The organism is Janthinobacterium tructae (assembly GCF_006517255.1).
In the GTDB taxonomy this organism is placed as follows: domain Bacteria; phylum Pseudomonadota; class Gammaproteobacteria; order Burkholderiales; family Burkholderiaceae_D; genus Janthinobacterium; species Janthinobacterium tructae.
Map to the genome: position 1 here is coordinate 5,446,758 of NZ_CP041185.1, position 25,604 is coordinate 5,472,361.

25 protein-coding genes are annotated in these 25,604 nt (G+C 63.3%); 10 read left to right on the forward strand and 15 right to left on the reverse strand.

All coding sequences use genetic code 11. The features are described 5' to 3' along the window. The 3 genes from tssG to FJQ89_RS23895 form a co-directional block, all read right to left on the reverse strand. Positions 1–1,053 carry a type VI secretion system baseplate subunit TssG gene (tssG, locus tag FJQ89_RS23885; protein ID WP_141171970.1) on the reverse strand — a complete coding sequence of 351 codons (1,053 nt, stop codon included), beginning with the start codon at positions 1,051–1,053 and terminating at the stop codon, positions 1–3. Then, positions 1,017–2,861, reverse strand: coding sequence for a type VI secretion system baseplate subunit TssF (tssF, locus tag FJQ89_RS23890; protein ID WP_141171971.1), 1,845 nt, complete (start codon positions 2,859–2,861; stop codon positions 1,017–1,019). The genes tssG and tssF overlap by 37 nt, the downstream gene beginning before the upstream one ends. Positions 2,862–2,939: 78 nt before the next feature. Beyond that, entirely contained in the window at positions 2,940–3,803 is an 864-nt protein-coding gene (locus FJQ89_RS23895) for an outer envelope protein (protein WP_423245172.1), read from the reverse strand. 389 nt (positions 3,804–4,192) lie between these two features. Between FJQ89_RS23895 and FJQ89_RS23900 the strand changes: the two genes are divergently transcribed. The 6 genes from FJQ89_RS23900 to FJQ89_RS23925 all read left to right on the forward strand — a co-directional run bounded on the left by FJQ89_RS23900 (position 4,193) and on the right by FJQ89_RS23925 (position 11,518). Further along, a complete protein-coding gene (locus FJQ89_RS23900) occupies positions 4,193–5,707 on the forward strand; it encodes an ABC transporter ATP-binding protein (RefSeq protein WP_141171972.1) in 1,515 nt (504 codons plus the stop codon). Continuing rightward, positions 5,700–6,776, forward strand: coding sequence for an ABC transporter permease (locus tag FJQ89_RS23905; protein ID WP_141171973.1), 1,077 nt, complete (start codon positions 5,700–5,702; stop codon positions 6,774–6,776). The genes FJQ89_RS23900 and FJQ89_RS23905 overlap by 8 nt, the downstream gene beginning before the upstream one ends. Continuing rightward, positions 6,769–7,698, forward strand: coding sequence for an ABC transporter permease (locus tag FJQ89_RS23910; protein WP_071079119.1), 930 nt, complete (start codon positions 6,769–6,771; stop codon positions 7,696–7,698). The genes FJQ89_RS23905 and FJQ89_RS23910 overlap by 8 nt, the downstream gene beginning before the upstream one ends. Positions 7,699–7,719: 21 nt before the next feature. Further along, a complete protein-coding gene (locus FJQ89_RS23915; protein ID WP_116743386.1) occupies positions 7,720–8,796 on the forward strand; it encodes a BMP family ABC transporter substrate-binding protein in 1,077 nt (358 codons plus the stop codon). Positions 8,797–8,917: 121 nt separating this feature from the next. After that, positions 8,918–9,754 carry an HDOD domain-containing protein gene (locus FJQ89_RS23920; RefSeq protein WP_141171974.1) on the forward strand — a complete coding sequence of 279 codons (837 nt, stop codon included), beginning with the start codon at positions 8,918–8,920 and terminating at the stop codon, positions 9,752–9,754. 138 nt (positions 9,755–9,892) lie between these two features. Then, positions 9,893–11,518, forward strand: a complete 1,626-nt coding sequence (locus tag FJQ89_RS23925; RefSeq protein WP_141171975.1) for a M28 family peptidase — start codon at positions 9,893–9,895, stop codon at positions 11,516–11,518. A gap of 158 nt (positions 11,519–11,676) precedes the next feature. Here FJQ89_RS23925 and FJQ89_RS23930 read toward each other — a convergent pair whose 3' ends face one another. Next, positions 11,677–12,891 (reverse strand): MFS transporter, encoded by a 1,215-nt coding sequence (locus FJQ89_RS23930; protein ID WP_141171976.1) that lies wholly within the window; start codon positions 12,889–12,891, stop codon positions 11,677–11,679. Between the two features lie 180 nt (positions 12,892–13,071). Further along, positions 13,072–14,070, reverse strand: coding sequence for an LLM class flavin-dependent oxidoreductase (locus tag FJQ89_RS23935; protein WP_141171977.1), 999 nt, complete (start codon positions 14,068–14,070; stop codon positions 13,072–13,074). Between the two features lie 629 nt (positions 14,071–14,699). On the opposite strand from FJQ89_RS23935, the gene FJQ89_RS23940 reads away from it, so the two are divergent. Beyond that, on the forward strand, positions 14,700–15,827 hold the full coding sequence (locus tag FJQ89_RS23940) for a M24 family metallopeptidase (protein WP_141171978.1): 1,128 nt from the start codon (positions 14,700–14,702) through the stop codon (positions 15,825–15,827). Positions 15,828–15,878: 51 nt separating this feature from the next. Here the strand turns inward: FJQ89_RS23940 and FJQ89_RS23945 are convergent, their stop codons facing one another. Both FJQ89_RS23945 and FJQ89_RS28125 read right to left on the reverse strand, forming a co-directional pair. Beyond that, positions 15,879–16,337: a hypothetical protein gene (locus FJQ89_RS23945; RefSeq protein WP_141171979.1), complete on the reverse strand. Its 459-nt coding sequence runs from the start codon at positions 16,335–16,337 to the stop codon at positions 15,879–15,881. Continuing rightward, the gene (locus tag FJQ89_RS28125) at positions 16,334–16,510 is read right to left on the reverse strand and encodes a hypothetical protein (protein WP_168208515.1); all 177 of its coding nucleotides are present in this window, start codon (positions 16,508–16,510) and stop codon (positions 16,334–16,336) included. The genes FJQ89_RS23945 and FJQ89_RS28125 overlap by 4 nt, the downstream gene beginning before the upstream one ends. Positions 16,511–16,557: 47 nt before the next feature. On the opposite strand from FJQ89_RS28125, the gene FJQ89_RS23950 reads away from it, so the two are divergent. After that, positions 16,558–16,836: a hypothetical protein gene (locus FJQ89_RS23950; RefSeq protein ID WP_141171980.1), complete on the forward strand. Its 279-nt coding sequence runs from the start codon at positions 16,558–16,560 to the stop codon at positions 16,834–16,836. An 18-nt stretch (positions 16,837–16,854) separates the two neighbouring features. Here FJQ89_RS23950 and FJQ89_RS23955 read toward each other — a convergent pair whose 3' ends face one another. The 5 genes from FJQ89_RS23955 to FJQ89_RS23975 all read right to left on the reverse strand — a co-directional run bounded on the left by FJQ89_RS23955 (position 16,855) and on the right by FJQ89_RS23975 (position 20,577). Further along, the gene (locus FJQ89_RS23955; protein ID WP_243136231.1) at positions 16,855–17,280 is read right to left on the reverse strand and encodes a VanZ family protein; all 426 of its coding nucleotides are present in this window, start codon (positions 17,278–17,280) and stop codon (positions 16,855–16,857) included. Positions 17,281–17,821: 541 nt separating this feature from the next. Next, on the reverse strand, positions 17,822–18,586 hold the full coding sequence (locus FJQ89_RS23960; protein WP_141171981.1) for an SDR family NAD(P)-dependent oxidoreductase: 765 nt from the start codon (positions 18,584–18,586) through the stop codon (positions 17,822–17,824). Positions 18,587–18,609: 23 nt separating this feature from the next. Next, the gene (locus tag FJQ89_RS23965) at positions 18,610–19,131 is read right to left on the reverse strand and encodes a TPM domain-containing protein (RefSeq protein WP_141171982.1); all 522 of its coding nucleotides are present in this window, start codon (positions 19,129–19,131) and stop codon (positions 18,610–18,612) included. Continuing rightward, positions 19,131–19,961: a TPM domain-containing protein gene (locus FJQ89_RS23970; RefSeq protein ID WP_141171983.1), complete on the reverse strand. Its 831-nt coding sequence runs from the start codon at positions 19,959–19,961 to the stop codon at positions 19,131–19,133. The genes FJQ89_RS23965 and FJQ89_RS23970 overlap by 1 nt, the downstream gene beginning before the upstream one ends. Position 19,962: 1 nt before the next feature. Beyond that, entirely contained in the window at positions 19,963–20,577 is a 615-nt protein-coding gene (locus FJQ89_RS23975) for a LemA family protein (protein WP_243136233.1), read from the reverse strand. Positions 20,578–20,734: 157 nt separating this feature from the next. On the opposite strand from FJQ89_RS23975, the gene pyrF reads away from it, so the two are divergent. After that, positions 20,735–21,559 carry an orotidine-5'-phosphate decarboxylase gene (gene pyrF / locus FJQ89_RS23980; RefSeq protein ID WP_141171984.1) on the forward strand — a complete coding sequence of 275 codons (825 nt, stop codon included), beginning with the start codon at positions 20,735–20,737 and terminating at the stop codon, positions 21,557–21,559. Between the two features lie 118 nt (positions 21,560–21,677). On the opposite strand, the gene sbcB is transcribed toward pyrF, so the two are convergent. After that, complete coding sequence (sbcB, locus tag FJQ89_RS23985; protein ID WP_141171985.1) at positions 21,678–23,126, reverse strand: exodeoxyribonuclease I; 1,449 nt, start codon at positions 23,124–23,126, stop codon at positions 21,678–21,680. Between the two features lie 146 nt (positions 23,127–23,272). On the opposite strand from sbcB, the gene FJQ89_RS23990 reads away from it, so the two are divergent. Continuing rightward, positions 23,273–23,887 (forward strand): DUF5610 domain-containing protein, encoded by a 615-nt coding sequence (locus FJQ89_RS23990; protein WP_243136235.1) that lies wholly within the window; start codon positions 23,273–23,275, stop codon positions 23,885–23,887. 106 nt (positions 23,888–23,993) lie between these two features. Here the strand turns inward: FJQ89_RS23990 and FJQ89_RS23995 are convergent, their stop codons facing one another. Both FJQ89_RS23995 and FJQ89_RS24000 read right to left on the reverse strand, forming a co-directional pair. After that, entirely contained in the window at positions 23,994–24,959 is a 966-nt protein-coding gene (locus tag FJQ89_RS23995) for a GGDEF domain-containing protein (RefSeq protein WP_141171986.1), read from the reverse strand. Between the two features lie 264 nt (positions 24,960–25,223). Continuing rightward, positions 25,224–25,601, reverse strand: a complete 378-nt coding sequence (locus tag FJQ89_RS24000; RefSeq protein ID WP_034781728.1) for an HPF/RaiA family ribosome-associated protein — start codon at positions 25,599–25,601, stop codon at positions 25,224–25,226. Positions 25,602–25,604: the final 3 nt, after the last annotated feature.

Here is a 25,604-nt window from a genome sequence, read left to right on the forward strand (position 1 = left end):
TCAATCTTTGAGTGAGGGCATCAATTGCATTTCGTAATGCATGTCGTCGCGGTGGCGCGGTGATGCTGCAGCACCGAGGAAACTGTTGCAGCCGAGGCCAGCTTGCCCGTTGGCCGTCAATGCCAGTCCCCTTACCTCGCTGGCGCGCAGCACCAGCACGATCTCGTAGCGCACGAGCGGCTGGCCGAACAGCATCAGCATGTGCCGCAGCGCCTCGCTGGCCGGGGCGCGCGGCAAAAAGCTGGCGTGCTGCTCTGCCGTGAGCGGACCGAGGCGCAGGCGTACGGCCAGGTCGGGGCGGCGGCAGCGCTCGCCGATGGTGGCGCGCTGGCCCAGCACGGCATTGGCCATGCACAGCGCCGTTTGTTCGCGCGGCGCCAGTGCGTCCATGGCGCCCGTCGCTTCGTCGATGTGGCAGGGCACGCCAAAGTGGTCGCCGAGGATGCGCGCCATGACGATGGACGAGATGTTGCGTTGCTGCAGCAAGCCGGAGTACAGGCCGATCGCCGCCTCGTCCTGGCCCTGGCCCTGGCCCGACTGGCAGGCGGCCAGGTCCAGCAGGCGCGACAGGAAGGCGCCGCTGTGGCTGGCTTGCTCGATGCGGTATTTTTGCCACGCGTGGTAAAACAGGGTGACGGCACGGCTGGAAAACAGGTCGAGAAAAGCGCGCGCGCTGGTGTCGCGCTCGCTATGCTGGTGCGCGGCGATGCGCTCCGAATAGTGGCTGGGCAAGCTGCCCTGGCAACCCAGCAGGCCCATGAAGGCGGGCGTGAGGTGGATGTGCTGGCTGTGGCCGGACAGCAGCGCCTGCAGCAAGGCATCGGCATCAGCGATGCCGTTTGTCGTGAGCGCCTCGATCTGGCTGGCGGGAAAGCGCAGCGAGACGCTGTTGTCGAAGCGCATGATCTTTGCCAGCGCCGTGTGCTCATCGATGCCGTGTTCGGCCAGCCAGGCCAGCAGCAGGCGCAGCGCCTGGAAGCACTCGAAGCGCTGCGGCGCGTCGAGCATTTGCTGGATCACGCTGGGATGGCGTCGGCGCTGCGTTCCGGGCATCGCAGGATTTCCTCGCCGCTGCGCTGGGACAGCAGCGTCAGTTGGCTAAAGCAGTTGAGCTGGCTGTTCAGGGCGAAGTAGCGCTGCAGCACCTGGGCAAAAATATAGATGCTGCTGCCGACGAAGGCTTGTTCGTCGATGCCCAGGCGGATGGCGATGCCGGGCATCAGGGTGGGAAACGGCACGGTCGGCATCCACGCGCGCGTGCTGCCGTGTTCCAGCGTGACGATGCCCTGGATCAGGCGCTGCGTGGTGGGCGAACGGGGCAGGTCGTACAGGCTGAGCATTTTCTGGAATTCGCCCAGGCCCGCTTGCGTCAGGCCCGAGTAATTAAGCGACAGGTGCGCAATCAGCCGCCAGTGCGTGTCCGCCAGGAAGCGCATGCTGGGCGTGGGCTTGCGCAGGAAGCGCGCGGGGATGCCGTCGGGCACGTCTTCGGCCAGCAGGTCGCCGCCGGGCAAGCCGTAATGCAACTGCGTGGGCAAGTCGCGGTTGCTGCACAGCAGTTGCGTCGAGACGGTGGCGCAGGCCGCGCTGCCCGGCGAAAATTGCGGGTCGATCAGGCAGAGGCGCATTTCATGGCCGGGGCTGATGGCCGCCACCGTTTCGTCGCGGCGCGCCAGCCAATACTGTCCTTGCGTTAGGCCATGCTCTGCCTGAGAACCCTGCAGCGAGGCATACAGCGGTAAAAAAGTGCTGAGGCGCTCGCCGGCCTCGTCCTTGCGCACCACGGTAACGGCCTCGATGCTGTGGATGTCATAGGCAAACGCATGCGTGGCATCGGCCAGCAGGGCGTAGTCGGGCTCGGTATGCGTGAGGCGGATCGGCACGCCGGACTTGGCAAACAGGTTGACGACAGGCGTGCATCCCAGCAAGAGGTTGTCGCGGCTGACGCCGGACAAGAGCCGCGCCTCGTGGCTGTCGCTGCGCACGCCCTTGAGGGGCAGGTGCAAGGTGAACTGGCGGCATTGCTTCGGCAACAGGGCCGCCAGCCGTGACCAGGCGATATCGATGAAATGGAATTTTTCCGGAAAGGCGAAATACTCGGTCAGCAGGCGCAGCGCCGGGTGCGAACGGGCGGAAATGGGGATCAGCGCGTCGTCGTCCGCATAGCCGGCCGGCGCCAGTGGCGTGCCATCGACAGCCAGCCACGGACTGTGTTCATCCAGCGCCACGTACGCGCCCGCGCCGCGCAGGAACAGGGCGTCGAGCAGGGCCGCGCGCACGGACGGTTCGCCATCGGCAAACAGGCGCAGGTTGGCAAAACCCGGCTGGTCCAGATGGTAGTTGTCACTGCTGCTGGTGAATTGAATGCTGAGCAAGGCGCTGGCGCCGTCGGGCAGGCGCAGGCCGGGCGGCGCGTCGATGATGGCTGAAAAATGCAGGCGAGAAACGGCCAGCGGCGCCAGGGTCACGTCATACACGCTGGTGAACTTGCAGGCCACGCCTTGCACCGGCTGCGAGCGCAGCACGGTGCCGCGCGGGACATGCGCCAGCTGGCCGCCACCGGGCGCCTCGTCGGCGGCGATGCGCACGATGGAGCATGCGGGAAACGGCCGCAGATAGTGCGGGTACAGGGTGTCGAGCAGGGCATGGGTGAATTGCGGATAGGCGTCGTCGAGGCGCTTGGTGACCCTGGCCGTGAGCAGGGCGACGGACTGGATCAGGCGTTCGACATGCGGATCTTCGCAGGTGTCGCCGGCGATCAGCAGGCGCCCGGCCGCTTTCGGATAACGGCTGGAAAACTCGCGCGTGTACTGGCGAAACAAGCCCAGCTCACGCTCGTAATACGGCAGCAGTTGTTCCACGGTCGCGCTCTCCGCCAGCTGGAAAGCTTCATGCTGGCATCAGGCGCGACCGTGGATGTTGATGCGTGACAATGATTCTTAGAAATGGTACTCCGCGCGTATCATCGGCGTCTTCGCCGTCTGGCCCACATTGCCCGTGGTGGCGGCCGAGTTGCCGAACTTGTTCTTCCAGTACTGGTATTCCAGGCCCACGCGGAAGGTGTTTTTCGGACTGCCCAGAGCCGCGCCCACGTCGAACATCACCTGCATGTCGATATTCGTTTCCACCGCCGTCTTGCGTCCCACTTCATCGTTGCCTTTGGAGTCGATGAGGTTAAAGAAGCCTTCGAACGAGAACAGCGGCGACAGGGGAATGCCCCAGGCGCCCGTCAGCATGGCGTGCGTTTTATACGTGTAGCGGCCCGTCACTTGCGAGATGGGCGGGAAGGCGCCGCTGGGGGCATTGCTTTCACGCAGCAACAGCAGGCTGGTATTGAAGAATCCGGGCACGTCCCACATCAAGGTCGGGCCGGCCACCAGCATGCGCTTGCGCGAGTTGTAGCCGACGTCATTTTTCGTGTTGACATCGAAACCCAGGGTGACGCCGACGCCGCGCACGGGGCCGAACTTGATGTCGCTGCCGCGCACCTTGCCGATGTCGATGGTGTTGCGGTACACCAGATACGCCTCTTGCGCGCCGGAAGTCTTGCCCAGCGCGCCAGGGTCCTTGCTGTCGGACATGAGGAAATCGAGGTTGACGAAGTTGCTGCCGTATTTGTAGCCGCTGGCGTGCGTGATGGCAAAGATGTTTTTCTTGATGTCATCGGGATTGAACGGCTCGCGGTAATCATTGCCGGCGCGCCAGCTCAGCGCGGTATCGCTCCATTCGGCAGCCTGGGCGGTTGCACCCACGCCGAGGGTGGTAGTGAGGCAGAGCAATAGACACGGTATGGTTTTTGGCACTTTCGGCTCCTGATGGCGGTGTTGGAAAACGGATACAAGGGATGGCGGGGCGCGTAGGGCGCATGATGCGCTGCGTTGCCGCAGAATGCGCGCCGTTCAATCCATGATGGGAGAGGCGCGGCGTCAGATAATATGCAGTATTTACATACCTACTATCATTTCTTGCATATAATCATCGCATCTTCCAGCCCTTGTGGGGCAAGGCGGGGGCTGTAAAGCAGCTAATTTTTTTCAAAATTGTATACAGGTGTTGTTTTTTTGTAGAAATAGAAATGGACTGCCAAACGCCAGCCCCCAAGCATCCGCGGATGCCGATACGATAGCTATCGCGATGGCTTGATGCCGCGCCGATCGATAGACGGACAACTTAGCGAGGCACGAAAAAAACAATGACGGCACGTCTCGAATTACACGACATCAGCAAGCGCTATCCGTCCGTGGTGGCGAATGACGGCATCCACCTCAGCGTGGCGCCCGGACAGATTCACGCCGTGCTCGGCGAAAACGGTGCCGGCAAATCGACCTTGATGAAAATCATCTATGGCGCCGTGCAACCCGATGGCGGGCGCATCCTGTGGAATGGCCGCGAGGTCGAGATCGCCAACCCGTCGGCTGCGCGCGCGCTGGGCATCGCCATGGTGTTCCAGCACTTTTCCCTGTTCGACACGCTCACCGTGACGGAAAACATCGCCCTCGGTTTGCCCGCCGGCACCAACATGGCGGAACTGGCGCAGCGCATCGAGGCGACGGCGCGCCAGTACGGCCTGGACCTGGAACCGCAGCGCCACGTGCACACCTTGTCGGTGGGTGAATGCCAGCGCGTGGAAATCGTGCGCGCCCTGCTGGCCAAGCCGCAACTGTTGATCCTCGATGAACCGACTTCCGTGCTGACGCCGGGCGCCGTGGAGAAACTGTTTACTACCTTGCGCCAACTGGCGGCCGAAGGCTGCAGCATCCTGTACATCAGCCACAAGCTCGACGAAATCCGCGCCCTGTGTCATACCTGCACGGTGGTGCGCGCCGGCAAGAACGCGGGCGTGTGCGATCCCACTCAGGAATCGGCGGCCAGCCTGTCGCGCATGATGATCGGCGCCGAACCGCCCGCCGTCACGCGCGTGGCGCGCACGCCCGGTGCCGTCATGCTGAGCGTGCGGCAGTTGGACTTGCCGAAGAGCCACCCGTTTGCCACGCAGTTGACGGACATTAATTTCGACGTGCGCGCGGGAGAAATCGTCGGCATCGCGGGCGTGTCCGGCAATGGCCAGCAGGAATTGCTGGCCGCGCTGTCGGGCGAGGACATGCGCGCGGCCCCCGCCAGCATCGTGCTGAACGGCACGCCGGCAGGCCGCTTGCCGCCGGGACGCCGGCGCGCCCTGGGCTTCGGCTTCGTGCCTGAGGAGCGGCTGGGTCGCGGCGCCGTGCCCGACATGGGGCTGGCCGATAACGTGTTGTTGAGCTTGCAGACCCCCGCCACCATCCGCCACGGCTTCGTGCGTCATCACGTCATCGCGCAGCGGGCGGCCGCCATCATCGCCCGCTTCCAGGTGAAGGCGGGCGGGCCGCAGTCGCTGGCGCGCAGCTTGTCTGGAGGCAATTTGCAGAAATACATAGTCGGACGCGAAGTCATGCGCGAGCCCACCGTGCTGGTGGTGGCGCAGCCGACCTGGGGCGTGGACGTGGGCGCCGCCGCGCAAATCCGCGCCGAGTTGCTGGCGCTGCGCGACGCCGGTTGCGCGCTGCTCGTCGTTTCGGAGGAACTCGATGAATTGTTCGAGATCAGCGACCGCCTGCTGGTGATGGCGAAAGGAAAAATTTCACCTTCGCTCGAGGTGGGCGAGGCCAGCGTGGCCCAGGTGGGGCAATGGATGAGCGGGCTGTGGCCACAGGAGGTAGCCCATGGCTAAGTTTGCCTTGCGCCTGGAAGCCCGTCCCACCCCGTCGCGGCTGATGTCGTGGCTGTCGCCCGTGCTGGCCGTGCTGCTCACCGTGCTGTGCGGCGCTTTGCTGTTTCTGGCGCTGGGACACGATCCGCTGGCGGGACTGGCCGTCTTCTTCGTGGAACCCTTGCGCGACGCGCACGGCTGGTCCGAGCTGGGCATCAAGGTGGCGCCGCTGCTGTTGATCGCCGTGGGCCTGGCCATCTGCTTTCGCGCCAACATTTATAACATCGGCGCGGAAGGGCAGCTGACCCTGGGCGCCATCTGCGGCGGCGCGGCGGCCCTGTACCTGGACGATGGCGTGGGCGGCGCGACCGTCATCGGCGTGTCCCTGCTGGCCGGCATGGCGGGCGGCATGGTGTGGGCGGGCCTGGTGGCGTGGCTGCGCGACCGCTACAACGCCAGCGAAATCCTCGTCTCGCTGATGCTGGTCTACATCGCCCAATTGCTGCTCAGCTATCTCGTGTACGGCGTGCTGCGCGACCCGGAAGGCTTCAACTTCCCTCAGTCGAAACTGTTGTCCGACGGCTTGCTGTTGCCGATGGTGATCAGCGACACGCGCTTGCATGTGGGCATCATCTTCGCCTTGCTGGCCTCGCTGGGCGGCTGGCTGTATTTGTCGCGCAGCATCGCCGGCTTCCGCCTGCGCGTGGGCGGCATGGCGCCGGCCGCCGCGCGGTATGCGGGTTTTTCTTCGCGCAAGACCTTGTGGTCGTCCCTGCTGATCTGCGGCGCCCTGTCCGGCCTGGCGGGCGCCTGCGAAGTGCTGGGACCGATGGGGCAGTTGACGCCCACGGTCTCGCCCGGCTACGGCTTTGCCGCCATCATCGTCGCCTTCGTGGGGCGGCTGCATCCCGTCGGCGTCCTCTTTTCCAGCTTCGTCATGGCCCTGTTCTATATCGGCGGCGAACTGGCGCAATCGCGCCTGGGGCTGCCCAGCGCGATCACGGGCGTGTTCCAGGGCATCTTGCTGTTTGCCTTGCTCGCTTGCGACGTGCTGATCCAATATAAATTGCGCTGGAGAAAACATGGATAACCTGGCCCTGACGATAGCGCCCTTGATCGCCGCCAGCATCAATGCGGGCACGCCGCTGATGCTCGCCGCGCTCGGTTTATTGGTGAATGAAAAGGCGGGCGTGGTGAACCTGGGCGCGGAAGGCATGATGCTGGTGTCGGCCATCACGGGCTTTGCCGTGGCCGTCAACACGGGCAGCCCCACCCTGGGCTTCCTGGCGGGGGCGGGCGCCAGCATGGTGCTGTCCGGCTTCTTTGCCTGGCTGACCGTGTGGCTGGGCACGAACCAGTACGCGACGGGCCTGGCTTTATCGCTGTTCGGCGCGGGCGCCTCCACCTACATCGGCCTGAAGTATGTGGGCAACAGCTTGCAGAACGGCCGCTTCGGCATCCCATTCCTGGAAGACATTCCCGTGCTGGGGCCGGCCCTGTTCCGCCAGCATCCGATGGTGTATCTGTCGCTGCTGCTGTGCGTGGCCATCGCCTGGTTTTTGTACCGCACGCGGGCGGGACTCGTGCTGCGCGCCGTGGGCGAGTCGCCCGCTTCCGCGCATGCGCTCGGTTACCCCGTGCGCCGCATCCGCCTGGCGGCCGTGCTGTTCGGCGGCGCCTGCTGTGGCCTGGCCGGCGCGTTTTTGTCGCTCGTGTACACGCCGCTGTGGGTCGAGGGCATGGTGGCGGGGCGCGGATGGATCGCGCTGGCGCTGACCACGTTTGCCACCTGGCGCCCCGCGCGCGTGGTGGGCGGCGCCTACCTGTTTGGCGGCATCACCATTCTGACCTTCCATGCGCAGGCGCTGGGCGTGCCCATCGCTTCGCAACTGCTGTCGATGTTGCCGTATCTGGCGGCCATCGTCGTGCTCGTGCTCATTTCCAGCAATGCCAATTACATCAAGCTCAACATGCCCGCTTCGCTGGGGAAAAATTTCAATCCCGGAAATTAATCACTCACCACAAGGAAAACCATGTCCAAGAAATTACTGTGCGCCGCCGTTTGCAGTGCCATTCTGATGCCTGCCATGGCCGCCGCGCCCGCCGCCGCTCCATTGAATGTCGGTTTTGTTTATATCAGCCCCATCGGCGACGCGGGCTGGACCACCCAGCATGACCAGGCGCGCAAGGAAATGGAAAAGGCGCTGGGCAACAAGATCACCACCAAGTTTGTGGAAAACGTGCCGGAGAGCGCCGATGCGGAACGCGTGATCCGCGACTTGGCGCAAACGGGCAGCAAGCTGGTCATCACGACCTCGTTCGGTTACATGAATCCCACCTTGAAAGTGGCGAAGCAATTTCCTAATGTGAAGTTCATCCACCTGACTGGCTACAAGACGGCCGTCAACGTGGCCAACACGAATGCCCGTTTCTACGAAGGCCGCTACCTGGCCGGCGTGTTGGCAGGCAAGATGAGCAAGACGCATGTGGCTGGTTACGTGGCGGCGTTTCCCATCCCGGAAGTGTTGCAGGGCGTTAATGCCTTCACGCGTGGCATGCGCAGCGTCGACCCGAAGGCGGAAGTGAAAGTGGTGTGGGTGAATAGCTGGTTCGACCCGGGCAAAGAGCGCGACGCGGCCATCACCCTGATCGGCCAGGGCGCCGACGTGGTCACCCACCACACGGACTCGACCGCCGTGGTGCAGGCGGCGGAAGAGAAGGGCAAGTATGCGATCGCCTACCACTCGGACATGAAAAAGTACGGGCCGAAGGCGCAGCTGGCTGCCGTCACCCACCATTGGGGCGAGTACTATACGAAGCAGGCACAGGCTGTGCTGGACGGTACGTGGAAGTCCAGCAGTACCTGGGGCGGCATCAAGGATGGCATGGTCAAGCTGGAAGGCATCAACGCCGCCGTGCCCGCCGATGTGAAACAGTTTGTATTGGCGCGCGAGAAAGACTTGGTGGCTGGCAAGCTCAATCCTTTCAGTGCACCGATCAAGGATAACGATGGCAAGGTGCGCCTGGATAAAGGCGTGCTGGACGATGCGGCGCTGACGAAGATGGATTATTTTGTCGAAGGCGTGGCAGGGAAAGTTTCCGGAAAGTAATAGGTTTGAGTCAGAACTTGCTGTAATATTGCCGGAAACGGGAGCAGGGCCGGGAGTACATGCGCATTCCCGGCCCCTCCATAGAGCAGAGCTTGAACAAGCCCGTACCGGAGATCGACCCATGGACAGACTGGAAGTATTCAAGATTATCGCGCTGCAAGCGAGCAAGGGCGAGCTGACGTTCCCCGCCAACGTCAAGGCCACCTTGAAGTTGCAGGAAGCGCTGGACGACCCCGATTGCCATATCGAAGCGGCCGCCCGCATGGTCATGGCCGAGCCGCTGCTGTCGGCGCGGGTCGTGGCCTTGGCCAACTCGGCCGCCTACAACCGTTCCGGCAATGAAATCGCCAATGTGCGCGCAGCCGTTTCGCGCCTGGGCTTTGCCACATTAAAGTCGATGGTGGCATCGGTCATCGTGCGCCAGCTGGGCAGCCAGATCACCGACCCGCAATTGCGCGCCAAGGGGGCCAAGCTGTGGGAGCACACGGCCCACGTGGCGGCGTTGAGCCAGGTGATCGCGCGGAAAGTCACGCATGTGGACGTGGAAACGGCCATGTTCGCCGCCATCGTGCACGAGGTGGGCGGCTTTTATCTGCTGTCGCGCGCCGAGGAATATCCGGGCTTGCTCGATGACAACACGGAAGACTGGATCGAATACGGCGAAAAACTGATCGGCCGCGGCGTGCTGCGCCAGTTGCAAGTGCCCGACATGGTCTTGCAGGCCGTGGAAGGCATGTGGCACGGCGGCAGCCCGTTCCCGCCCCGCACCCTGGGCGCGACCCTGGTGCTGGCCAACGATCTGTCGCCTGTTGGCTCGCCCCTGCACCCGCCGGAAAGCGCCGAGCGGCGCCTGGCGGCGGCGAAGATCGACTTCGGGATTGGTGGCAGCACCCTGCACACGATACTCGATGAATCGGCCGAAGAGATCGAATCGCTGGCGGCGGCCCTGCTGGTCTGACGCTTTTTCCATCGTATTTCCCCGCCCTTGTTGCGGGGATTTTTTTCGTCCGCATTTTGATCCATCTTTCCCCATGGCATACAATCGCCGGCCCGGCTATCCGCCGGACCGCTTTCCTCCTCTTACCCAAAGGATCTTATGCAGAAGCTGTTTTCTTCCCTCGCCTTGACTGCGCTGGCGTTTTCCGCGCACGCCGCTGCCGGTTTGCCCGTGGTACAGGAAGCGCCCTTGCGCGCCCACCTGGCCTTCCTGTCCAACGATTTGCTGGAAGGCCGGGGCACGGGCCAACGGGGCGCCGACCTGACGGTGGCGTATCTGGAAACCCAGGCGCAGATGGCCGGTTTGCGCCCCGTGCGCGGCAACAGCTACCGCCAGAGCGTGCAAATCGCCGGCGTGAAGTCGCTGCCTGCCGAGAGCAGCCTGCAGGCGCTGGCCGGGGGCAAGGCCGTGCCGCTGGCGTTCGGCCCGGACTGGGTCTGGGCCACGGGCGACTCCGTTGCCGTGCACACCTTCGATGCGCCGCTGGTGTTCGTCGGCTACGGCATCACGGCGCCGGAAGAGGGCTGGAACGATTTCAAGGGCGCCGATGTCAAAGACAAGATCGTCGTCATGATGGTCAACGACCCGCAAGCCACTGCTCTTGATCCGAACCGCTTCGCGGGCAAGGCGCTGACTTATTATGGCCGCTGGACGTACAAATTCGAGGAAGCCAAACGCCAGGGCGCCGCTGGCGTCTTGCTGATCCACACGAAACCGTCCGCCTCGTACGACTGGAGCGTGGTGCAGAACAGCTGGAGCGGCAGCGAGCGCTTCCAGCTGGCGGATCGCACTGCCGGCACTCCCCTGCAGGGCTGGATCGCGGAAGACGCGGCGCGCCGTCTGTTTGCGGCCGGCGGGCAGGACCTGGACGCCTTGCGCGCGCAAGCGGAAAGCAAGGACTTCAAGGCCGTCGCCTTGAACGCCAAGCTGAGCGGTGAAATGAAATCGGCCGTGCGCAAGGTGGAACAATTCAATATCGCCGGCATGGTGCCAGGCACCGACCCGGCATTGAAGGATGAAGCCGTCATCTACAGCGGCCACTGGGACCATCTGGGCAAGCAAGGTAAGGATGACGAAAAAGCGGGCGACACGATTTACAACGGCGCCGTCGACAATGCCTCGGGCACGGCCGGCTTGCTGGCCATGGCGCAGGAAGCCGTCAAGAAACCGGCGAAGCGCACGCAGATTTTCCTGTGGGTGGCGGCCGAAGAGCAGGGTTTATTGGGCAGCGCCGCGTATGCGGCCGACCCGCTGTGGCCCCTGAACAAAACGGCGGCCGCGCTAAACCTCGATAGCTTGAATTTCGTCGGTGCCACGCATGATATCGGCGCGCAAGGCAGCGAGCGCACGGACTTGGGCGCGATGGCGGCGGCAACCGCCAAAGCCATGGGCATGCATATCGCTGCCGCGCGTCCCGACCTGGCCGGCGGCTATTTCCGCAGCGACCATTTCAGCTTTGCCAAGGCGGGCGTGCCCGCGTTTTCCATCAATGGCGGCCGCGAGTACATCAAGGACGTGGCGGCGTCGAAAGCCAAGGCGGCCGCGTATGGCCCCCGCTACCATCAAGTCACCGATGAGTACGATGCCAGCTGGGATTTGTCCGGCATGACGCAGCAGGCGCAATTTACGCTGAACCTGGGGCAAGCCGTGGCCAACGCGGCGAAAATGCCGGCCTGGAAGGCGGGCGATGCGTTTGGCAAGGCGCGCGAGCAAGCCGCGAAATAAGACGTGGTCCGTGCATGTTTTGTCGGGTTACGCGCTGGCGCGCTAACCCGACCTACGCACTTGCTCCAAGCGAACAGGCGTAGGTCGTTTAGCGCGGCGAGGCCGTGCGTAATCCGACAACATTGTTGGCGCCGCAGTGTTGGCCCCGCAGCGCCGGATCAAGCCGCCCGTTCCAGCTTGCGCTGCGCGTGGCGGTACTTGCTCCACACCAGCAACAGCAGCAGCGGCATGGCGCCGCCCACCATGCACAGGGCGGGCCAGCCGCCAGCGGCGAAGCTGGCGCTGGCCAGCGCCGAGCCGGCCGAGGCGCCGATGAAGCCGCCCGCGATGAACACGGTGGTGACTCTTGCCCGCGCATGCGGCGCCAGTTTATAGATGATGGACTGGTGCGTCACTTGCAAGCCCATCACGCCCATGTCCAGCAGGACGATGCCTATTAGCAATAGCACCAGCGAATGCGCGCCGAAGCCGATCAGGGCCCAGCCCGCGATCGAGGCGACGGCCAGCAGCCAGGTGGCCTGGCGCGCATAGCCGCGGTCGGCCATGCGGCCCGCCGTATTCGCGGCAAAGGCGCCGGTGGCGCCTGCCAGGCCGAACAGGCCGATCTGCATTTCCGAATAGTGGTACGGTGCGCCGCTGAGCAAAAAGGTCAGGCCCGTCCAGAACACGCTGAAGGTACCCAGGCCCAGGCCCGAGAACAGGGCGCGCTGGCGCAGCAGGGGTTCCTGGCGGATGATGTCGGCCAAGGAGGCCATCAGCTTGCCGTACTGCAGCTTGCCACGTGGCGCCTCGTTCGGCAGGATGCGGCGCAGCATGACGAGCAGGGCGGCCACGACGATGGCGGCCAGTACGTAGACGCTGCGCCAGCCGCCGCTGATCTGCGACACTGTGCCGGATACGGTACGCGCCAGCAGAATTCCCAACAACAAGCCCGTCATGACGGTGCCCACCATGCGGCCCCGGCTATGGTCGGGCGCATACGAGGCCACCATGGCCGTGACCACCATCAAGGCGCTGGATGTGATGCCCATCAAGACGCTGGCGATGGCGAAGACGATGATGTTCTGGCTGGTGGCAGCCAGCAGCAGGGCGCCTATCTTGGCGATCAGCATCCACGTCAGCAACTGGCGGCGGTTCAGCACGTCGCTGAGGGGCACCAGAAACACGATGCCCAGCACATAGCCGATCTGCGTGGCCGTGACCAGGTAACCCGCTTGCGGCACGCTGACGCCAAACGAGGCGGCCAGCATCGAGGTGAGCGGCTGCACGTAGTACAGGCTGGCGACGAGCACGCCGGCGGACAGGGCGAACAACAGGATGCGGGTGGAACTGAGCAGCGTGCTGGCGTCGAGATGAGAGGGTGCGGATTTCATGCGATACAACTTTCCTGGAATGACGCTTTTGGATCAGCATGATAGCGGGGCTGCGCATATCCTGCCGGACAGGGCCGGTTTTGCGGCTGTAACGTAGACAAAAGGCCGGCAAAAAAATCCCGGCGATCGTTACCGACGGCCGGGAAAAGGGTATACGGGGATATACCGAGGGAGGAAGATTTACTGCTGCTGCGCCAGCTCCGCATGCACCTGCGCCGTGATTTCATACGAGCGCAGGCGGTGCTGGTGCTCGAAAATTTGCGAGGTGATCATCAGCTCGTCGGCGCCCGTTTCGGCGATGAAGGAAGCCAGCTTTGCCTTGACGGTGTCCGGCGCGCCGATGGCCGTGCACGACAGGACGGAGTCGAGCATGGCGCGTTCCTGCGGGCCCAGCTGCTCCAGATAACCGGGCACGGGCGGCTGCAGGCGCGACGGGCGGCCCGTGCGCAGGTTGACGAACGCCTGCTGCATCGAGGTGGCGCGCAGATGCGCCTCGGCATCCGTGTCGGCGGCGAATACATTAAAGCCCAGCATCACGTACGGTTTGGCCAATTGTTTGGAAGGCTTGAAGTGTTCGCGGTAATACGCCACCGCTTGCAGCATCATCTGCGGCGCGAAGTGCGAAGCGAACGCATACGGCAAGCCCAGGTGGGCGGCCAGCTGGGCGCCGAACAGGCTCGACCCCAGTATCCACACGGGCACTTTTGCGCCCTTGCCGGGTACGGCCAGCACGCGCTGGCGCGGCTCGTCGGACATGTAGTCGATCAATTCCAGCACGTCCTGCGGAAACTGTTCCGCGTCGGATTGCAGGTCGCGGCGCAGCGCGCGCGCCGTGGTCTGGTCGGAGCCGGGCGCGCGGCCCAGGCCCAGGTCGATGCGGCCCGGGTGCAGCGCTTCCAGCGTGCCGAACTGTTCCGCGATGACCAGCGGCGAATGGTTCGGCAGCATCACGCCGCCCGCACCCACGCGGATGGTTTTCGTGCCGGCCGCCACATGGGCGATGACGACGGCCGTGGCGGCGCTGGCGATGCCGGGCATGCCGTGGTGTTCGGCCAGCCAGTAGCGGTTGTAGCCCCAGCGTTCACCGTGCTGCGCCAGGTCCAGCGTGTTCTTGAACGACTGGCTGGCGTTGCTGCCTTCGGCGATGGGCGCGAGGTCGAGTATGGAAAATGGAATCATGGTAGCGATATCGGGACGTGGTGGAAAATCACAATGGACGATTTGTCTATCCCCTGACGCTGGCAGGGTCACCCATGGCAGCATGGCGGGGAAGACAGGCTGTGTACATGATAATGCGAATCGGGAATTTGCGTACTGATCGGTAAAAAACTCGCTAGGCGATGAACGCGATCCAGGATGAGCAGGTGCCGCTGAGCAAGTGCATCGCGCTGTACGTGTACCAGTCTGAGGCATGGACGGGGAAGCGTTGCAACCGTTCCTGAAAACCCCTGCGCCGCCGCAGGTGAACATCACCATCCCCGGTGGTGCCGGCAGCCCTGCAGGTGCGGATCGGCGATGTACACGGGGCATTACGAAGACGAGTTCATCACGGAAAAGCAGTTGCTGCTGCCTCTGCAAATGTACATGGCTGTCTTGAGCGAGCTGGCGAAATAGCTGCTTGCAAAAATAGGGGGAAGTCATAGACTGCAAGCCTGAGACGAATCCGGGCGCCGAACTTTTTATGCGCATGCGGGTCTGACGTTTCCATATAGGAAGGGAGCAGCTATGCATGAGCAACAGGAGGCCCGGCTGGCGCCAGGCAGGGCAGGCGGGGTGGTGCCGTGCCTGAACCCGGACGAGGGGCGGCCATGAACTGGCCGCTGGAACTGGAAGTGGCGCACAAGCTGGCGCAGATGCGGGGCTGGCTGGAACAGGAACGTGCCGGTGCCTTGCGCTTGCGCGGCGTGGACTGGTTTGCCTGGGCCACGGCGGGCGCATCGAACAGCCATAGCCATACGGCCGAGTGCGGCTGCGCGGAAGTGCTGGTGACGCGCGACGCGGCCTATATCCTGACGGACGAAGCCGAAGCCATGCGCATGCGCGAGGAAGAAGTGCGCGGGCCATGGACGTGGCAAGTGTCGCCCTGGATGCAGCCGCAGTTGTATGAGTTGCGCGAGCATTTCGTGCAGCATGCGGCCGCTGGTGCGCCTGTCTTGTCCGACCGGCCAGGCTTGCACGAGCGTAACCTGCCCGTGGCCCTGCGCGAAGAGCGGCTGGTGCTGCTGGAATCGGAGCAGCAGCGCTATCGCCAGGTGGGGCAGCTGGCTGCCGGCGCGGCGGCCGATGCGCTGCGCCATGCTCGCCCCGACTGGAGCGAGCAGGAACTGGCTGCCGCCTGCGTGCGCGCGCTGTGGCTTAGGGGCTTGCAGGCCGTGCATGTGCTGGTCAGCGGCGAGGAGCGCCAGCAGCGGTATCGGCGCGCGCCGCCGGCCCAGGTGGTGCTGGGCACGCAAGTCGTACTGGCCCTGTGCGCGCGGCGTTTCGGCCTGTGCGCCAGCCTCACTCGTCAACGCCGTTTTGGCCCGGCGCAGCATCGCGCCGATGGCGCGGCGCTGGCCATGGACGATGCCGATGCCGCCATGCTGGCGCTGGAAGCGGTGGCGCTCGACGCTTGCGAAACGGGCCACGCGCTGAGCATGGTGTATCACGCGCTCGACAGCGCTTACGCGTTCGCAGGCCAGCCCGATACGGTGCGTACCAGCCGGCAGGGCGGCATCCATGGCTACCTGGCGCCCGAAGTTGCGGCCGGCGCGCACACGGAAATCATCCTCAAGCGGGGCATGGCGCTGGCCTTCCACCCGAGTCTGCCCGGCAGCACGGTGGAAGACACCTTTCTGCTCGACGGCAAGCAATTGCACAACCTGACGCATGACCCGGCCTGGCCCTCGGCCATGGTGCAGGGGCGCAGCCGCCCGCTGACCCTGGCCTTGGCCTGATGCGGCCCTGTGCAGTCGCCATCGGCAGGGATCGGCAAGCCCCGGTACCCGTCAATAGCGCTGTATCACGCCTTTTTGCACGCTGACCCGCTCGCCGATCTGGAAGACGGGCTGGGTATTTTGCATGAAGGTGCGTGTCGTGCCGTCGTCCAGGCGCAAGGTGACGCGGTATAGCATATTGCCCGCCGCACCCGAGGTGCTGCCGGCGGTGCCCGATGTGCCCGCCTGCATGTCGGCACTGCCTTGATCCATGCCGCGCGGTACGGTTACTATCGACTGCACCGTGGCGTAGCTGATGTTCATGGTGGACTGGCTCATGTCGTTGCCGGTATCGGCGGCGGTGCTGGCCGTGCTGCTGGCCGGCATGCTGCCTTGCGGCGCAGTGCCGGCCGGTGCGGCATAGGTCTCGCCGCTATTGCTGCGCGCCAGGCTGGTACTGTCCGTGGAATGACAGGCCACCAGCAAGGTACAGGCCAGGCCGGCCAGCAGCAGGTTTTTTTTCGATCTCATCTTGGTCTCCTCATGGTCGAACACTCAGGATCGGCACCCGCAATGATGCGGATAGCAGCGATGGCTGCATGTAAGAGCATGGCGGCGCCGGGATGTTCTGCCGCCATCATCAGCGATTGAGCCAGATCAATCGTTGAATTACCGTGCTTGGTATAAACGATGCTGGTAATCATTAGGTCGTGCGCCTGCACGATTCCTCACTGTTGAATCGGGAGAAAAAATGTCATCTGGTCCTACCGAAAAACTCATCGATGAGCTGGTGCTGGCCGTCGGCGGCACTGCGCGCGATGCCCGTGCGCGCCATGTACTGGCGCAGGCCTTGCATGGCCTGGTGCGGCTGGCGCGCTCGGAACAGTTGCTGGACATGCAGCGCGATGCGGCTCGCGCCATGGGGGCCGGCAGCCGGCGCGAGACGCGCGCCCTGATGCGGCGCCTTGGTGCGCGCAGCCAGCGGCAGTTGCCGCTGGCATTGCAGGATAGCGAAGCGGACCGCGCCTGACGGGCGGTCATGCTGCATTCAGGCAGTCGGTTGCGGCTTACCCTTGCCGAGGGCAGAGGCGACCATTTTCGGCCAGAGGAAACACAGCGGCAGGCAGACCGCCGTCGCGGCCGTGATATCGACCATCCAGTCGCTCACGGCGCCACGGCGCCACGGCAGGAAACTCTGGATGAACTCGTCCAGCGCGCCCATGGCCGCCACCATCAGCACCGACAGCAGCGCCCGGCGCGCCATGCCGCCTTTCGTCCCGCTGAACAGGATCAGGGCCAGTACGCCATAGCCGAAGGAATGCAGCACGCCGCCCGACGCATATTGGCCCACGTCCGCGCGCACGCCCGGTATGTCGCCGATCAAAATCACCAGGGCATACAACACCAGGGCAGTGCGGTAGCGCAGGCGTGCGTGGCGGTCGGCAAAACAGAGTTCGAGCAAGGGTGCAAGCATGGTGCGTCAGGACGGTGGAAAGGCAGTCACAATATCATGTGCGTGGCAGGTCACCATGTTTTTGCGCAAGAGCTTGCCGATCAGGCAAAAAAAAGGCCCGCGGGGACGCGGGCCAAAAACCCAAATGAAATGGGTCAAGAGTTGAGAGTTGCTAGGTGCTCACCATGTCGCGCGCCTTGCCGACGCGCGCCACGGTCATAAAGGGGAGTGGTGTGCCATCGCGGCACACCTGTCTGTAGTCAGGCATATCGGTTGCCTGTACAGCAGATGAAGCAAGTATAGGGAGCCAACATGACGGGCTGATGACACGCCGCAACATTTTTTTTCGGCAGGCAGAATGACCGGGAAGATTGGGCATCGTGACAAGAATGGCCATGTTTCAGGAGTGACAGCAAAAAAAAAGCCCGCTGGTGAAAGCGGGCTTAAAACTATTTTCTTGGAGGAGAATAGTGGAGACAGGTGCATTATGCTGCGTCGCACGATATGTGTCTAATGATCTTTTTAGATATGTATTATTATTTTTTGATATAACTCGCTTGTTTCACTCTTTCACGGGCACCGTGTAGTTGAGCGCCATGCGTCCGCCATCGACATAGATGGTCTGGCCCGTCATGTAGGTGGCATCGTCGCTGGCCAGGAAGGCGGCGATACCGGCCACTTCTTCCGGTTCGCCGCAGCGGCCCAATGGGGTGCGCGACAGGATCGTGTGGCGCGCCTCGGGACTCGACAGCACCGCCTGCTTGGCCAGTTCCGTCAGGATGGTGCCCGGGCCGATGCCGTTCACGCGCACGCCGTGCGTGGCCAGGTTCAAGGCCATGACCTTGGTCAGCTGGTTGATGGCGCCTTTCGACACCACATACGGCACCTGGTTCGGGATCGCCAGCTCCGCATTCACGCTGGACATATTGATGATGCAGCCGCTGTTGCGCTTGACCATCTCGCGCGCCACGGCCTGGCCGCACAGGAACATCGATTTCAGGTTGATGCGCATGACCCGGTCGAAATCGTCTTCGCAGACATCGAGGAAATCGGCCGCGTGCGTCACGCCCGCATTGTTGACGAGGATATCGATGTGGCTGAACTGGGCCAGCGTTTCCTTCAGCATGGCGTCCACGTCCGCCTTCTGGCTGACGTCGGCGCAAAAGAAGCGCGCCTGCGGGCCGAGGGCGGCGGCCGCCTGCGCGCCTTCTTCCTTGATGTCGACCAACATCACCTGCGCGCCTTCGGCGATCAGGCGGGTGGCGCAGGCCAGGCCGATGCCTTGCGTGGCGCCCGTGACGATGGCGGTTTTATTGACTAGTTTCATGTAATCGCCTCGGCGGGAAGGAATCAGAGGAGGATAGGTTCGTTCGGCAACTGGTTGCCGCGCGTGCCATTGGCGGGGAAGTGGCTTTGCAGCAAGGTATTTAACTGCTGCAAGGCATCGAGCGTGCTGTCGTGGTAATTGCCATCCTTGAAGCCGCCCGTCATGGTGCGGCATACGGCTTGCCACTGTTCCGGCGTGACGCGCCGGCCCACGTTGCGGTCGGCGACGATATCGACCTGGTGTTCGGCCAGGTTGATATAGATCAGCACGCCGACGTTATCTTCCGTATCCCACACGCCATACTGGGCGAACAGTTCGCGCGCCCGCTCGCGGTTGCTCACGCCCTGGTAGGCCATGCCAGGCGTCAGGGCCGCTTCGACGATCAGGCGCACTTCCGCCTGGTGCATCGCTTCACCGTCGGCAATCGTCGTCTCGATGGCTTTCAGGGTGCGTTCTGGAAACGCCTGGCGCGCCGTCGCCGGCGTGCCGCGCAAATGTTTTAAAGCGCGTCCACAGCGTTGTCCGAATGTCAGTTGTTTCGTCATTACCAATCTCCCGAGGCGCCGCCGCCATCAAAGCCGCCGCCGCCGCCACCGAAACCACCGCCGCCACCGCCAAAACCACCGCCGCCGCCGAAGCCTCCGCCGCCACCGCGGTTGTTCAGCGCCTGGCTCAAAATGCTGCCCAGCACGACACCCGTGGCACCGCTGGACCAGTTGCTGCCGCGCTGCAGCCTGTTAGGCCCGCCGCGCGAACGGAACACGGTCAGCACGACGAGAAAGCCGAAGAACAGCAGCGGCAGCCAGAAGGTCAGGCCGCCCGCTTCCACGGTGGCCGGCGCCTTTTGCTGGGCGGGCGCGGGGAATTGCTCCTGGTTCAGCAAGGTGGCAATCGACCCCACGCCAGCGACCAGGCCGCCGTAATAATCATTTTGCTTGAAATGCGGGGCGATCACGTCTTGCAGGATGCGTTTCGACTGCGCATCCGTCAGCACGCCCTGCACGCCGCGGCCCGCTTCGATGCGCAGGCGGCGCAGGGACGATGGATTGTCTTTCGCCACCATCAGCAGCACGCCGTCATCGACGCCCTTGCGGCCCAGCTTCCAGGCATCCGTCACGCGGATGCTGTATTGCTCGATGGCTTCCGGTTCCGTGCTCTTGACCAGCAGCACGGCGATCTGGCTGCCCGTCTTGGCTTCGTAATCGGCCAGCACGCCTTCCAGCGCCGCCTTTTGCTTCGCGTCGAGCATGCCGGCGTTGTCCGTCACGCGCGCCGCCAGCGGCGGCACGGGCTGCAAGCCCTGTGCGCCGGCCGGCGCCATCGTCCACAGCAGCAGCGCCGTCGCCAGCGCCGCGAGGTAGGACCAGGCTTTCATCTTATTTGCCAAAGTTGACGGTCGGTGCGGTCGAGATCGCTTTTTCGTTTTCCACCGTGAACGATGGCTTGACCTTGTAGCCGAAGACCATGGCCGTCAGGTTGTTCGGGAAGCTGCGCGCATGCACGTTGTAATCCTGTACGGCGACGATGTAACGCTGGCGCGCCACGGTGATGCGGTTTTCCGTGCCTTCCAGCTGCGACTGCAAGTCGCGAAAGCTCGTATCGGCCTTCAGGTCCGGGTATTTCTCGGACACTACCATCAGGCGCGACAGGGCTGACGACAGCTGGCCCTGCACTTGCTGGAATTTCTCGAACGCGGCCGGGTCGTTCAGCACTTCGGGCGTGATCTGGAAACTGGTGGCGGCGGCGCGCGCCTTGGTCACCGCTTCCAGCGTTTCGCGCTCGTGCGTGGCATAGCCCTTGACGGTATTGACCAGGTTGGGGATCAGGTCGGCGCGGCGCTGGTACTGGTTGACCACTTCGCCCCAGGCGGCCTTGGTGGCTTCATCCTTGCTCTGGAAGTCGTTGTAGCCGCAGCCCGTCAGGATGCCGGCCAGGACGGTGATGCTCAGCGTCAGGCGCAGCCATTGGGTGAATTGTCTGGTGATTTGCATGATGGTTTCCGTGCAGAGTAAAAGGGATGCGGCAAATATACCTGAAACGGCCCGCAATGTCGGTTTAATCAGTGCAGGCCGCCGCCACCGGCTGACTTGACAGGACCGCGCCGCGTTACAATACGGGGTTTGCAACTGAATATAGAGAAGGTGTGCCGTGAATTTCATCAATAAATTATCCGCCGCATGGACGGCCAATAATTCCCTGCTGTGCGTGGGACTCGATCCCGACCTGGCGAAACTGCCGGCCGAACTGCGCGATCTGCCTGATGGAATCACCACCTTTTGCACGCGCATCATCGACGCCACGGCCGACCTGGCCTGCGCCTTCAAGCCGCAGATCGCCTATTTCGGCGCGCTGGGCGCGGAAAAACAGCTGGAAGACATCTGCCGCTACGTGCGCGAGAATTATCCGCACATCCCCCTGATCCTCGACGCGAAACGCGGTGACATCGGCGCGACAGCCACGCAATACGCGCGCGAAGCGTTCGAGCGCTATGGCGCCGACGCCGTCACCGTGAACCCCTACATGGGCGAAGATTCGCTCGATCCCTACCTGGCGTGGAAGGACCGCGGCGTGATCATCCTGTGCCGCACCTCGAACCCGGGCGGCTCGGACCTGCAATTTCTCGACACGGACGGCGTGCCCCTGTACCAGCGCGTGGCGCGCCTGGTGGCCGAGAAGTGGAACAAGAACGGCCAGTGCGCACTCGTCGTCGGCGCCACTTTCCCTGAAGAACTGGCGCAAGTGCGTGCCATCGTGGGCGACATGCCGCTGCTGGTGCCCGGCATCGGCGCCCAGGGCGGAGATATCGCCGCCACCGTCGGCGCGGGCCAGACGGCGAACGGCATGGGCATGATGATCAGCTCGTCGCGCGCCATCATCTACGCCACGCCGCAAGCGGGCGAAGACTATGCCGATGCGGCGCGCCGCGTGGCGATCGAGACGCGCGATGCGATCAATCAACACCGTGCGGTTTAAGCGGCGTAGGTCGGATTAGCGGCGTAGCCGCGTAATCCGACACCACCGGTAACGTCAACAATATTGTCGGATTACGCGGGGCTTTGCCCCGCTAATCCGACCTACCCGGCTTGGTACTTCAGTCGCGCATGGGCGCGACCATCTCCGCGTAATCGTACAGCTCGCCCAGTATCTCTTCTCCCCGCTCATCCACGGACTCCGACAGCACGTCGATTTCCGTAAACAGCATCTCGATGGTGCGGGCGTTGCCGTCGCCGTCGAACAACCGGGCGGCGCGGTGCTGTTCCCAGCGCAGGCTTTCCGCTTCGCTCAGGGTTTGCGGGAAATTGCGGGCGCGGTAGCGGAACAGCAATTCCTGCAGGCGCTCGTCGGCAAACGAGGGGCGGGCCGCGGCCAGCTTGGCCGGCGTGTCGCGGCGCAAGGATTCGAGCAGGCGGCGGTCGTCGTTGCTGACGAAACCGTTGTACAAATCCTCATCCACGTCCAGCGCGACGTTCGCGCCCGGGCGCTGGAACACTTCGGCCCAGATCGCATCCATGTTCGGCGCCGTGGCGGCCAGCCGGGCGTTGACCTTCGCCGCATCCACATCGATGCCCCATTGCGCGGCCATGGCCGGCGACAGGGTCTTTAAATTGCCGACCAGCATGGGCGACTTGTTCAGGTGCACGCTTTTCACGGGCAGGCGCGTCATGCCTTCCGGCATGGCTTCCTTGCGCGTGAACAAACGCGTGCGGATCGTGTCGGCGTCCAGGCTGAACAGTTCGCGCGGGTCGTAGGCGCAATCCCAGACGAGAATTTCATTTTTATTGCTCGGGTGCGTGGCCAGCGGCCAGACGATGCCCAGGCAGCCGCGTTCGGCGGGGAACATGCCCGACACATGCAGGAAGGGCTGGCGCTCGCTGGCGGCCAGGTGCATGCCCATTTCGCTGGCGACCTTGTCCTTCTTGTGCAGGGCCAGGCAGAATTCGAACAGTTTCGGCTGCTTTTCGCGGATCAGGCGGGCCAGGGCGATGGTGGCGCGCACGTCGGACAGCGCATCGTGCGCCGCTTCGTGCAGCAGGCCATTGGCCTTGCTCAGGTGTTCCAGTTTAAAACTGGTCTGGCCATCGTCGCGCTTCGGCCATTGCATGCCTTCAGGGCGCAGCGCGTGCGTCATGCGCACCACGTCGAGGATGTCCCAGCGGCCGCAGTGGTTTTTCCATTCGCGCGCATACGGGTCGATCAGGTTGCGCCAGAACAGGAAACGCGTGACTTCATCGTCGAAACGGATGGTGTTGTAGCCTGCGCCGATGGTGCCCGGTTCCGAAAAGGCCGCTTCGATGGTGGCGGCGAACTGGTGCTCCGGCACGCCCAGCTGCAAGCATTGCTGCGGCGTGATGCCGGTGATCAGGCACGCTTGCGGGTCGGGCAGGAAATCATTTGCAGGCTGGCAATACAGCATGATGGGCTCGCCGATCTCGTTGAGTTCGGCATCCGTGCGGATGGCCGCGAACTGGGCCGGGCGGTCGCGGCGCGGCTGGGCGCCAAAGGTTTCGTAGTCGTGCCAAAGGAAAGTCTGGGTAGTCATTGATGGTCGTTGCTTAATTGGTTATCTGGGCCGCTCAAAGCGTCGCGGCTACAGTTTTCTGAAAACCTGCCGATACTACACGAGAGGATGGTCATCATGGCGTTTCCCGCATGGTGGCATATATTGCCCGTTCAAGGAGGTCTATCGTGTCAATTCCCATCGCCGCAAGCGGCAATTCCACCCCTTCCGTGACTTCCGTCAGTACGGGCGTTGCCGGCAAGGACGATAAAGTCCAGAAAAAGGATGGCGTCAACACTGAAATGAGCGTGAACGAGCGCAGCAAGCTGCAGTTGAACGCCTCCATCATGCAGGCGTCGCTGAATGTCTCGATCGGTTCGGAAAACGAGCCGCTGGCGCTGCTGTACAAGACGGCCATCACGAATATCAATGAAGCGCTGAAGGCTCAGTACGGCGACGATGCGATCCAGAACGCGGCCTCGCAAGACAATAGCGCCGAAGCGACGGCGAGCCGCATCGTGTCGCTGTCGACGGGTTTTTTTGACGCGTTCAAAAAACAGAATCCCGGCATGGACGACGATGCGGCCCTGAGCAAGTTCATGGACACCATCAGCGGCGGCATGGAAAAAGGCTTCAAGGAAGCGCGCGACATCCTGGACGGCTTGAAAGTACTGAATGGCGATATCGCCGGCAATATCGACAAGACGTACGAGCTGGTGCAGAAGGGCTATGCGGATTTCATTGCCGCGCACAGCAGCAAGAAGGATGATGCGGCCAAGCCGGCCGACAGCAAGGCCGCCTGATCATTATTACGCCGGAAGCGCCTGAGAAAATGTCCAGGGCTAGGCGCAGTGCCGAAGGCAGTACGAATGTACGACGAGGCATTGCAACGACGCCATGGGCGTTTTCTCAGGTGCTTACGCGGTTGCGGCCTGATGCCTTGGCCCGGTAGAGCGCCGCGTCGGCGGCCGCGATCAGCGCCTCGTCGTCCTGTTCGGCCGCCAGGCTGGCCACGCCGAAGGAGCCTGTGATGTGGGGCAGCGCGCTGCGCATGTCGGCGAAGATGACGGCGTGCTGCATGCGTTCGCACAGGCGCTCGGCCACACGCAGGGCCACGTGTTCGTTGGTATCGGGCAAGATCACCATCATTTCCTCGCCACCATAGCGCACGGCAAAATCCGTCGGCCGCAGGGCTGCGCCCAGCACTTGCGCGGCGATGCGCAGCGCCTGGTCGCCCGCCTGGTGGCCGTGCGTGTCGTTGAAACGCTTGAAATGGTCGAGGTCTATCATCACCAGCGACAGCGGCGAGCCGCTGGCGTGGGCGGTGATGATCATGTTCGGCAGTAAGTCGGTCAGCCAGGCGCGGTTGTACAGGCCCGTCAGGCTGTCGACCATCGACAGCTGGCGGTAGAATTCGCCCAGTTTCTGGCGCCGGCGCAACAGGGCATTGGCGGCGCGGATGCGGAAGGACAGCAAGCGCAGCAGGTTGCGCGCCAGGCCGTTCGATTGTTCGATCAATTCCCAGACGACGGCCGCGTCGATCACCAGCAAATCGGTTTCTTCCAGGGCCGAAATGGCGGCCAGGTTGCTCGCTTCATCGAGTACCGATTGTTCGCCCACGCTTTCGCCGGGCAAGACCTTGCTGACGGTGCCGTCATCCATGCCCGTGTGGGTGTCGGCTGCCACGGCCAGCGAGCCGCGCAGGACGATGTACAGGCTGGTGCCCTGGCTGTCGGCAATGGCTTCGCCCGCTTCGAGGCGCATGACGGGACAGGGCGCCAGCATCGCAGCCGTCTGGCTGTCCGCAGCATCGCTAAATAGCTGTAAATCGCCGATGTTGCAGCCTGAAGCGCCGAAGTTGCCAATCTGTTCCACAATCATACTTTCAAAAAGCCGGCGCGCGCGAGCAGAGGGCCGGTAGCTTCATGATAGCGTAAAGCGGCCTTGGCTGTAACGGCAAAGGCTTGCTTGATGTCACTTACTGTGGGAAATACGACAATTATTTCATTCTCGCGTCCATGCGCTGGAATGCTGCTGGTTTTGGCATTCTTGCTGGCGCGCGCGAAAGGCGGGGCGGATGTGCAAAGGCAGCCTTGAACGGCTGCCTTGGTCACTGAAGAGTGCTGCTGTGGGGGGGAGTTACTCGGCGGTTTCTTCCGCTTCAGCCGTATCGATCACGGCATTCTTGCCGGTGGCGTGGCGCTTGCTGTCTTGCAGGCGGCCCAGGGCACTATCGATGGCGCGTTTCAGTTTGTCGGTGGCGCCGGCAACGGATTGATGCACGGTGGCGTTCTGTTCGGTCACGGCAATCGGTTGATAGCCAGCAACGCGTGCTTCCATGACGCAGCGGATATCGTCAGCGCCGCCTTTCGGGCCATTCGTGTCGCTGATGTGGACTTCGATACGGGTCAGGTTGTCGCGGAAGCGGTTCAGTGCGCTTTCAAGTACGGATTGCACATGTTCGTTCAGTCCAGCGGTGTTGGCGATGGTGCTGTCGGTATGAATATTGATTTGCATATG